We start from the raw sequence: 8771 nt of genomic DNA on the forward strand, positions 1-8771 counted from the left end.
GGCTTCCAATTTCGATCTCATTCAGTCGCCTCGCCAATCATGTCCACGACCGCATGGATCAGCGCCTCGTCCTGAAAGGTACTCTTGGTCAGATAATAGTCCGCACCGGCGTCAAGCCCGCGCGAGCGATCTTCTTCCCGATCCTTGTATGAAACGATCATTATGGGTGTGTTCTTGAGATGGGCGTCCTTTCTGATCAAGCTCACCAACTCGATGCCATCCATGCGCGGCATATCTATGTCAGTGACGACAAGATCGAAAGGACCAGACCGGACGGCATTCCATCCGTCCATACCGTCGACCGCCACTTCGACATCATAACCGTGATTGCCCAACATCTTGCGCTGGAGTTCGCGGACCGTGAGTGAATCGTCAATCACGAGCACGCGCTTGCGTCTGCTCGGTTCGGGACCGCCCGCAGCGCGCCGAACAGCCCTAAATCCGCTAGACGATGCAAGTTTTTCCACCGATCGGATCAGATCATCGACGTCGAAGATCAGAACTGGCGAACCGTCTTCCATCAGGGCCGCAGCGCTGATGTCCTTGATCTTGGCAAACCGTGGATCGAGAGGTCTGATCACCAGCTCGCGTTCCCCGAGAAAACGGTCAACGATCAGGCCGTATGCATCGCCCCGACCTGCATCCACGACGACAACCGAGAGTTCGTCCGGTTCCGATCCGGACTCTCCTCGATCCAGCACTTCGCGCGCGGTCACCAGCCCGATCTGTCGATCGTTCAAGCGAAAATGCGGTCGGCCCTGCAGCAGGTTGATCTGCATCCGCTGCAATCTCATTGTCTTGGAGATGGCGGCGAGTGGAAACGCATAGGGCTCTCCATCGACTTCGACGAGTAGTGTGCGCAGGACTGACAACGTCAGCGGCAGCTGCAGTTGAAACCGGGTTCCACGACCAAATTCCGAGGAAACGCTCGTGATTCCGCGGACCTCCTTCGTCATCGCCTGCACCGCATCGAGGCCCACACCACGGCCGGACACGTCGGTAAGGCCCGCTTTCATCGAAAAGCCTGGCAGAAACAGGAATGCGAGCAATTCGGTTTCGCTGAGTGTGTCAGCACTTTCCCTGGTCGCAAGCTGTCGGGCGATGACAGCCTCGCGCAGCTTCGAGATCTCGATCCCCCTGCCGTCGTCCACCACGGCTATCTGCAGCAGCCCGGCATTGTGCCTCGCTTCGAGCCTGATCAGCCCCTCTTCGGGTTTCCCCATCGCGAGGCGCTCCTCAGGCGGTTCAAGCCCATGGTCTACAGCGTTGCGCAAAAGATGCCCCAAAGGGGCATCGAGCTGTTCGAGGATATCGCGGTCGATGCCGGTCGAGCCGCCTACGATCTCCAGTCGCGCCCGCTTGCCAAGGGTACGGCCGAGATCGCGGACCGTTCTTGCGTAGTGTCTCACGCCGTCCTCGAAAGGCCGCATCCGGCTCGCCAACGTTTCGTCGTACAATCTGTTGGCAAGATCGGTCGCTTTGCGATCCACTGAATCCAATTCATCGAGACGCTCCGCCAGGAACGCTTGGCTCAACCGAAGCTTTCGCTGGGCTTCAGCCAGCGCCTCCACTACGGCCGCATCATTTGAACCCGGCGGCAGCACTGCGTGAAGGTTGTCGAACGCACTTGCGAGGTCCGATTGAAGTCGCTTCAGTCGCAGTAGCCCGTCAGCGAATGGCCTGAGCCGCCGAGCTTCCATCAGCGACTCGCCAGCCAACCCGAGCAATCGGTTCAGGCTGTCTGCCGTCACCCGAACCATTCTATCTGAGCCAATGCTGCCGTGGGTTTGCGGTGGCGTCCCAACGAGGAGATTCGCTGAAGAGGTCGTCGCCAGCCGATCCTGGGCATGATCAGGAGTGGCGAAATCAGCTGCAAAATTTTGGGCCCCGGGCTTCGCCTCGGGGGGCGACAATTCCTCAAACTTCGCGAGAAAGCTTTCGATTTCTGAGTTGGCGCGCTCGCTCGATGATCCCGATGCGATCAATTTCAAAAGGTCACAGCCTTGCAGGAGCGCATCTATATGCTCCCGTCCCACTCTCAGATGCCCACGTTGCGCGGCGACCAGGCAATCTTCCATCGCATTTGCAACTTTGACCGCGGGCATCAGGTCGATGATGCGGGCAGCTCCCTTCAGGGAATGTGCGGCACGCATGCATGCTTCCAGGGCATCGGCGGCGACAGGATTGCGTTCCAGTGCCAGAAGCCCAGACGTTAGTGCCTGTGACTGCGTCTCCAGTTCGGCCTGGAAGAGGCTGAGCATCGAAACCTGGCTGAAGTCCTCATCTGTCATGCCATGCTCCGATCCAGCATCGTGAGCAGTTGTTCTGGGTCGAGACAACCAACGGCCCGTCCCTGCCAGGGCAGAACGGCATTAGTAGCCGCAGACAGCGCCTTGTCGATCGTGGCTGGCACAGCGAGAGTGTCGCGCGCCCGATAGCGATGTAAGCCGTGGATCTCATCAACCGTAAAGGCAACCCGCTTGTCGCGCTCGCCCACAACAACCAGGCGGCGAAATACCTTGGTTCGCGTGCTTTGCTCCCCCTCCTTGCGCTCGTCTATCCCGAGCAATTCAGCCAGGGACAGGCAAACGAGCAATTCACCACGGACATTCGCAATACCGAGCAGTGCACGGTTTCTGCGATGTGGAAGTGAATGAACGCGGCGAGATTCAGCCACTTCATGAAAAATACCGACCGGAAGTGCCAGCCATTCTTCCCCCAAACGGAAGAGAACAGCCGTCTGCAGCGCCTCGCCGTTGGCCGGATCGATCCCCGCTCGACCAGCGTTACCAGGCCATTCGTCGCGATATACCGAGGGAGCCGCACGGTCGAGGAGGTGTCGTGCAATCTTCTTATAGGTCGGGCAATTCCGGCAGTGGAGATGCTGCTCCAGCAGCGGACATGACTTGTCACCCCGTACGCCTATTTGCCGCCAGCAGTCGTCGATTTCAATCTGCTCCAACGGCTGAGCGATCCCTGTCGAAGCCGCCATCAGCTGCCGCTCCTTTTCTGGACCCGGCCTAGCCGGCCAGCCAGGGCCTCGGCGCCGTTATGGTCGCCTTGCTTGCGAAGCAGCAAAGCCAGATGGATGAGAGCTTCTCGATGATTTGGCGCGAGATAGAGCGCCTTGCGATAGCTTTGCGCGGCTTGGGGTGCTGCGCCATCCGCATCCTGGACGAGGCCCAGCAAGTAGAAGATTTGCGCGGAAGGACCGAATTCCTTGAGATGCGCCAGGGCGACCTCCTGTGCCTCCTTTACCCGTCCTGCATTGGCGATCCGTTCAACCGCGATGAGGCTTTCCGAGGCCTGTGCAAGCGGCTTGGCCGGCGCCTGGCCACGGGCTTCATTGCCAATTGTCGGTCGGGGCCGAAGAAGAGGCTTGCTCTTGTTGACCTTCGGGGTTGGCGTCGGCGCCGGGATGGCGGCCGAAACTGTCGGCGCCGTGGTCTTGACGGGCTCCGATTTCAGGAAGGCAAAGGCCAATGGCCATTCAGCGGAGATAAAGCCATGCAACCTTGGAAGAGCTGCTTCCGCCGGACCGACCAGGAGGAGTCCGTCTTTGGCCAGTAGGTCCTTCAGGCAGATCAACGCGCGATCCTGCAGCTCTCGATTGAAATAGATCAGCAGATTGCGGAAAAGCACGATGTCATAGACTTCTTGCCCGAAAGACGCGCGAGAGCCGAACAGGTTTCCTACCCTGAACCGAACCTGTTTCAGCACCGCAGCTGTAGGACGCAACCCGCTCTCGGCCGCTTCGAAATAGCGATCCTTGAATTCGAGATGGCTGCCGCGAAACGAATTGCGCCCATAGATCGCGCGTTCAGCCGTCGCGATATTGCGGCTGCTGACGTCCACACCATCGATCTTGAACTCGTGCGCCTCAAAGCTGGCATCGAACATGGCCATGGCGACCGAATAGGCCTCTTCGCCGGTTGAACATGGCAGGCTCAGGACTTTAATCGGCTGAGCACGCTTGTGCACGCGCGCATGCCGCGCCAGCATGGTGAACGCTTCTCGGTCGCGAAAGAACCAGGTCTCCGGGATCACCACCGCATTGATCAACTCCTGCAACTCCTGCGAGGAACCGGTCAAGTGTTCCTTATAGGTCTGAGGGTTGGTTATCCGGCATGCTGCCATCCGATCTCTGACCGCCTGACGGACCACTGTCGGACCAACGCTGGCACTGTCCAGTCCGATGGTTTCCGTCAGGAGCTTTTCAATTGCGCCGGTCATTGATCACCGGTCGCGGCCTGGCGGAGCAATGCGGTACGTATCTCTTCCGAAAGCAGCGATGCCACTTTGACCCACTGAATGATCTCCGAACCATCGGAAGCCACCGGCCCAAGATAGGGCGGGGTTCCTGGTTCAAGTCCGAACGGCGCGAAGTCGGCAGGGTCTCGCTCAAGCGTATCCGTCACCCGTTCCGCGATCAGTCCCAGCAGGCGCTGCTCGCCATCCTGCGCGTGATAGCGCGTCACAACGATCCGGGTGCTCAATAGGCGCTCCGACGGCCGGCCAAGCGCAAGAAGAGTAACATCGATCAGCGGGATGGGTATTCCGTTGTAGCTGACCAGACCCATCACACCGGTTGGCGCACCCGGCAGGACCTTCACATCGAGACGAGGCAGCACCTCTTCAATTTGGTGGACATCGATCAAGTAGCGATCCGGACCCATGCTGAAGGCGAGAAATAGCATTGTCACCCCCTACTGCCGGCTCGCTACGCTCTCAGCTTGAACCTCGAAATGCTACTTCGCATGCCGCCTGAGACTTGATTGAGCTCGTCGATCGCGAGCGTCGATTGCTGAAGGGATTCGACTGTTTGCTGAGCTGCCTCACTCAGCTGCGTTAGCGTGTCGCTGATCTGCCCCGCGCCGGTCGCCTGCGCTTGCATGCCTTCATTGGCGACTTCGAAACGTGGCACCAGCCCCTGAACCTGCTGAATGATCTCGAAGAGTTGCCCGCCGACCTGCTGGATTTCCTGCATACCCCGGCGGACCTGTTCGGAAAACTTGTCCATGCCCATCACCCCGGCCGCGACTGCCGACTGGATGTCCTTGACCATCTGCTCGATATCGTATGTGGAGACAGCCGTCTGGTCCGCGAGCCTTCGGATTTCCGTCGCCACCACTGCAAAGCCCCGGCCATATTGGCCGGCCTTCTCAGCCTCTATGGAAGCGTTGAGCGACAAAAGGTTCGTCTGATCGGCCACTTTGGTGATGGTCGTCACCACCTGATTGATGCTGCCGGCTTTCTCGCTCAGGATCGCGAGTTTGGAATTGATCGCGCCGGCCGCTTCCATGACCTGCTGCATGGTTTCTTCCATACGGGTTAGCCCCGCTTGCCCTCCGCCGGCGACGGCAGCAGTTTGCTCGGCAACTGTCGAGACCTCGTTCATCGTGCGGACGAGCTCGTTTGACGTGGCGGAGATCTCCTTGGCTGTCGCGCGGATTTCTGTTGTGGTCGCTGCGATTTCAGTCGCAGTTGCCTGCTGTTGCTTGGAGGTGGCGGCGATCTCAGTTATCGATGTGCCGACCTGTATGCTGGACCTTTGAACCTGACCAATGAGGGTTGTGAGATCGTCCGCCATTGCGTTGAAGCCGTCGGCAAGAACGCTGAATTCGTCTCGGCGCCTCAGATCGAGGCGTTCGCTGAAGTCGCCTTGCCGCATCAATTGAACCGCGTTGACCAAACGAGTGAGCGGACCTGTAATGGCGCGAAACAGCTGGTAACCCAAAAGAAGGGCTAGTCCGAGGGCTATCAACAAGCCAACGCTCAAACCGACTTCGGCCGTTCTAACGATCGAGCTGATCCGCTGCGTCGCGCTGTTTGCCTCGCCTCTGTGATCCTCAACCATGGCCTGCAGAGCGGACTGCAACTTTACAAAGATCGGCTCTACGGTGTTCTTGATGGCCAGGCTTTCATTGGGAGTTTCACCTTTCGACAAGGCAGCCCGGCTTGTGTCCAGCACAGCAGTTTCAGCCAGACGAAATTGGTTGGCGAGTTCTTTGACGACTGCATAATTCTGCTTGTCGATGTCGGAGACGATTGTTGCTTCATAGTCGCCCATCGACCGCTGCACTTGGTCGCGATTGGTCGTGATCGCGCTTTCAAGCGTGCTTCTATCCGATGGGTTGTCCTGAAGGGCATATTCCTGAAGCAGACTATGGGCCGTCATCTGGCCCACCATGATCGCGGTGCTGTGATAGAGGTCTGGAAGGATGCCCTTCTCGACCTCAGTCGCCTCCTGCCCCGCCTGAAGAAACCAGGCGTACGCGATGACGGCGATCACGGACATGACCACCAGAACGGCAGCGAAACTGACGAGGATGCGGTGGCGTATTGTCAGACTCTTCATGGATCCGATTCACCAATGGGGGCATCGTGGGCTGCGCGACAAGCGCTCGTTCCGACGTGTTCGAAAAAGGTGCGTCGAAAAGCGGTAGTCTGACGCTGAATGGTTTCTTTTCCGTTCCATCACTAATGATGGCGATGCCGCTCGCCAGAAGTGACGGTCGAGGACACGTGTTCCGTCGGCGCACATCAGCCCGACATCCGCTGGGCGGCACGCCCGCGTCAAGGTGGGTGGATGACTGATTGTTACCGTCTCGTTGGACGTCGATGAGAAAGGTATTCGCTGACGATGAAGCTCTCACCTCACGTCCAAGGCCCTGTCAGCGTTGGGCCTTTGAAGCAAACAACCTGGACAGCCCATAGGCAACAAGGCCTATGAACCTTGAAGGGGCACAAATATACGCTGGCCGCTGGTCGATCCAGGAAGTCCGGTGCACCGCCATCAGACTCGCCCAGCGTCGCATAACCCCGCCTACGTCATCGCATGGTCATGCTGGAGGCGCCCATCGGTCGCCGTCCGCCTATTCTGGAAGCCCGATGAACGGATTCTGATGCCGAATGCCGAGCGGCCTGAAATCCTTCTCGTTGTCCGTGAGCACGATCAGATCGTGTTGCATGCCTGTTGCAGCAATAGCGATGTCCTCGAAACCAGGTGAGATGCCAGCGGCCCGAGCGACTGTCATGAGTTGCCCAGTTATTGTTGCCGTTTCGAGGTCAAGAGGGAGGATGCGGCTACTGTAGTAGTGACGGATTTCTCCCCACCATTCAGCGAGCGCGCCCGCCTTCTTGGTGGCACCGGTTCGCTTGGCGTTCGCGATGCCGTCCTCGATCTCGGCCAAGGTGATTACGGAGAGCCAAAGGTCGGACGATCGCTCGACTATCCAGGCCGCTAGTTTCTCATCGGAGGGCGTCCTGCGTTTTGAAGGGGCAAGCAAGCTGACGACATTCGTGTCCAAAAGGTACAATGTCAGAACGCCGGATCGCGCAGAGCCCGTGCGGGCTTTCGGCTTCGCGCTGGCAGGTCAGCTTCCTCCAGGGGCGAGTTTGTGAGCAGCCAACCCAGCGACGGCACACGGGAAAGGCGTTCGTACTCCGAATAGCTGATTACGACAGCCTCTCTTTTGCCGTGACGGGTGACGACCGTCGGTGTGCCCGCAACCGCTTCGTCGACCACATGTGAGAACGTAGCCTTGACGTCTTTGAGCTGAATCTCTTTCATCATGATTGCTCCCGTGACTAAAGTGGTCATATAAATTATGGAGCGAGTTTTGGCAAGCAGTCAGGACGGATCGGTGCGCCTACGGCGCTCGATCTGCCGCCAGTTGGCAGGCTGACATCTCACATCAGGTCTAATCCGGAAAACCGCGTCTTCCCCGTTGATCTGGAAAGTACGGCGATCGACCCCGACACAATCGCGATTAGCCAGCAACACGCAGCAGCCGACACCGCCGACGGCAGATAGAGCCTGTCAAGACTGGACTGGGCGGCAGCGAGCAGCGGCTCGACCTTCTGCCCGGCGACGCTCAATTCGATGTCGGTTAGCCGCCGGGGTGATTTCCGGCCTGCAGGAACCAGCCTGTGCAACGAGGCCGAGCGCCGCCACGAATCGACCAGCGCCGATTTTTCAGCGGCATCCGACGTGATCGATGCTTGAACACGGTCTGCACGCAATGTGGCCATGTGCCGGTCCATGCCTTCCTCCCGAAGCCTGAACGCCGATAGACTTGCCGCTGTTTCCTCAATCTTCCAGCGGCATAACAGATGTCCTCCGCGCTGCTATCTTGCTCTTGTTGCCCCGCTGTCAAATGGTCTGAAGTGCTTGTACCATCCAGGAGTCGGAGCGCAGCTCATTCGCTCATCGCATGAAGCGCATCATGCCTGATGATTTCGATGCTGCGCAGGCTGAGCAGGCGGATGACGCCCTTGTCCTTCAGCCGGGTGAAGATCCGCGATACCGTCTCGATGGTGAGGCCAAGATAATCGCCGATATCCATGCGCGACATCGGAAGTTCGACCTGCCGCAATCCGCCCTGGCGCTCCGACAGGTCGACCAGGAACGCGGCGACGCGTTCGATGGCGCTCTGGCGACCGAGGACCAGCAGGTGTTCCTGCGCTCTGGTCAACCCCTTCAGCGCCAGAGGCAGCAACTGATGGGACATATCCGCTCCAGCTGTGAGGCGGAAGACGCGGACACCGGTGGAATTGACCGCTTCAGCAAAGAAATGGTGCGTCGTGTCGGCTTCGAAGCCGAATGTCTCTCCGGCGAGATGAAAGGCACTGATCTGCCGGCGGCCGTCAGCAAGCAGGCGGTAGACGCGGACGGCGCCGAACTCCACCTGGTAGAAGCCTCCGGCCTTCTCGCCCTGGGCGTAGATTTCCGCGCCTGCGGGATAGAAGCTGAGTGGTTGCAGCAGTGC

At 58.9% G+C, this 8771-nt stretch carries 8 protein-coding genes and 1 pseudogene; all 9 read right to left on the bottom strand.

Annotation, left to right across the window (positions count from 1 at the left end):
* Nucleotides 1-17: 17 nt before the first annotated feature.
* The 9 genes and pseudogenes from EN943_RS14055 to EN943_RS14100 all read right to left on the bottom strand — a co-directional run bounded on the left by EN943_RS14055 (nucleotide 18) and on the right by EN943_RS14100 (nucleotide 8768).
* Nucleotides 18-2291 (bottom strand): hybrid sensor histidine kinase/response regulator, encoded by a 2274-nt coding sequence (locus EN943_RS14055; protein WP_127413022.1) that lies wholly within the window; start codon nucleotides 2289-2291, stop codon nucleotides 18-20.
* On the bottom strand, nucleotides 2288-2992 hold the full coding sequence (locus EN943_RS14060) for a chemotaxis protein CheW (protein ID WP_013525366.1): 705 nt from the start codon (nucleotides 2990-2992) through the stop codon (nucleotides 2288-2290). The genes EN943_RS14055 and EN943_RS14060 overlap by 4 nt, the downstream gene beginning before the upstream one ends.
* The gene (locus EN943_RS14065) at nucleotides 2992-4233 is read right to left on the bottom strand and encodes a protein-glutamate O-methyltransferase CheR (protein ID WP_127413023.1); all 1242 of its coding nucleotides are present in this window, start codon (nucleotides 4231-4233) and stop codon (nucleotides 2992-2994) included. The genes EN943_RS14060 and EN943_RS14065 overlap by 1 nt, the downstream gene beginning before the upstream one ends.
* Nucleotides 4230-4697 (bottom strand): chemotaxis protein CheW, encoded by a 468-nt coding sequence (locus EN943_RS14070; RefSeq protein WP_013525368.1) that lies wholly within the window; start codon nucleotides 4695-4697, stop codon nucleotides 4230-4232. The genes EN943_RS14065 and EN943_RS14070 overlap by 4 nt, the downstream gene beginning before the upstream one ends.
* 23 nt (nucleotides 4698-4720) lie before the next feature.
* Nucleotides 4721-6358, bottom strand: coding sequence for a methyl-accepting chemotaxis protein (locus EN943_RS14075; RefSeq protein ID WP_013525369.1), 1638 nt, complete (start codon nucleotides 6356-6358; stop codon nucleotides 4721-4723).
* Between the two features lie 517 nt (nucleotides 6359-6875).
* Nucleotides 6876-7319: a type II toxin-antitoxin system VapC family toxin gene (locus EN943_RS14085; protein WP_013525370.1), complete on the bottom strand. Its 444-nt coding sequence runs from the start codon at nucleotides 7317-7319 to the stop codon at nucleotides 6876-6878.
* A 2-nt stretch (nucleotides 7320-7321) separates the two neighbouring features.
* Entirely contained in the window at nucleotides 7322-7573 is a 252-nt protein-coding gene (locus tag EN943_RS14090) for a type II toxin-antitoxin system prevent-host-death family antitoxin (protein WP_024505312.1), read from the bottom strand.
* 171 nt (nucleotides 7574-7744) lie between these two features.
* A pseudogene (locus EN943_RS14095) lies at nucleotides 7745-8046 on the bottom strand (hypothetical protein); the annotation flags it as partial.
* Between the two features lie 155 nt (nucleotides 8047-8201).
* Nucleotides 8202-8768 carry a helix-turn-helix domain-containing protein gene (locus EN943_RS14100; RefSeq protein ID WP_164778192.1) on the bottom strand — a complete coding sequence of 189 codons (567 nt, stop codon included), beginning with the start codon at nucleotides 8766-8768 and terminating at the stop codon, nucleotides 8202-8204.
* Nucleotides 8769-8771: the final 3 nt, after the last annotated feature.

The organism is Mesorhizobium sp. M7A.F.Ca.US.006.01.1.1 (assembly GCF_003997935.1).
Lineage (GTDB): Bacteria > Pseudomonadota > Alphaproteobacteria > Rhizobiales > Rhizobiaceae > Mesorhizobium.

Excerpts from the sequence above, each read along its gene's own strand:
- EN943_RS14060 (WP_013525366.1), bottom strand. The coding sequence starts at position 2,992 with ATGGCGGCTTCGACAGGGATCGCTCAGCCGTTGGAGCAGATTGAAATC.
- EN943_RS14090 (WP_024505312.1), bottom strand. The coding sequence starts at position 7,573 with ATGAAAGAGATTCAGCTCAAAGACGTCAAGGCTACGTTCTCACATGTG.
- EN943_RS14065 (WP_127413023.1), bottom strand. The coding sequence starts at position 4,233 with ATGACCGGCGCAATTGAAAAGCTCCTGACGGAAACCATCGGACTGGAC.
- EN943_RS14070 (WP_013525368.1), bottom strand. The coding sequence starts at position 4,697 with ATGCTATTTCTCGCCTTCAGCATGGGTCCGGATCGCTACTTGATCGAT.
- EN943_RS14055 (WP_127413022.1), bottom strand. The coding sequence starts at position 2,291 with ATGACAGATGAGGACTTCAGCCAGGTTTCGATGCTCAGCCTCTTCCAG.
- EN943_RS14075 (WP_013525369.1), bottom strand. The coding sequence starts at position 6,358 with ATGAAGAGTCTGACAATACGCCACCGCATCCTCGTCAGTTTCGCTGCC.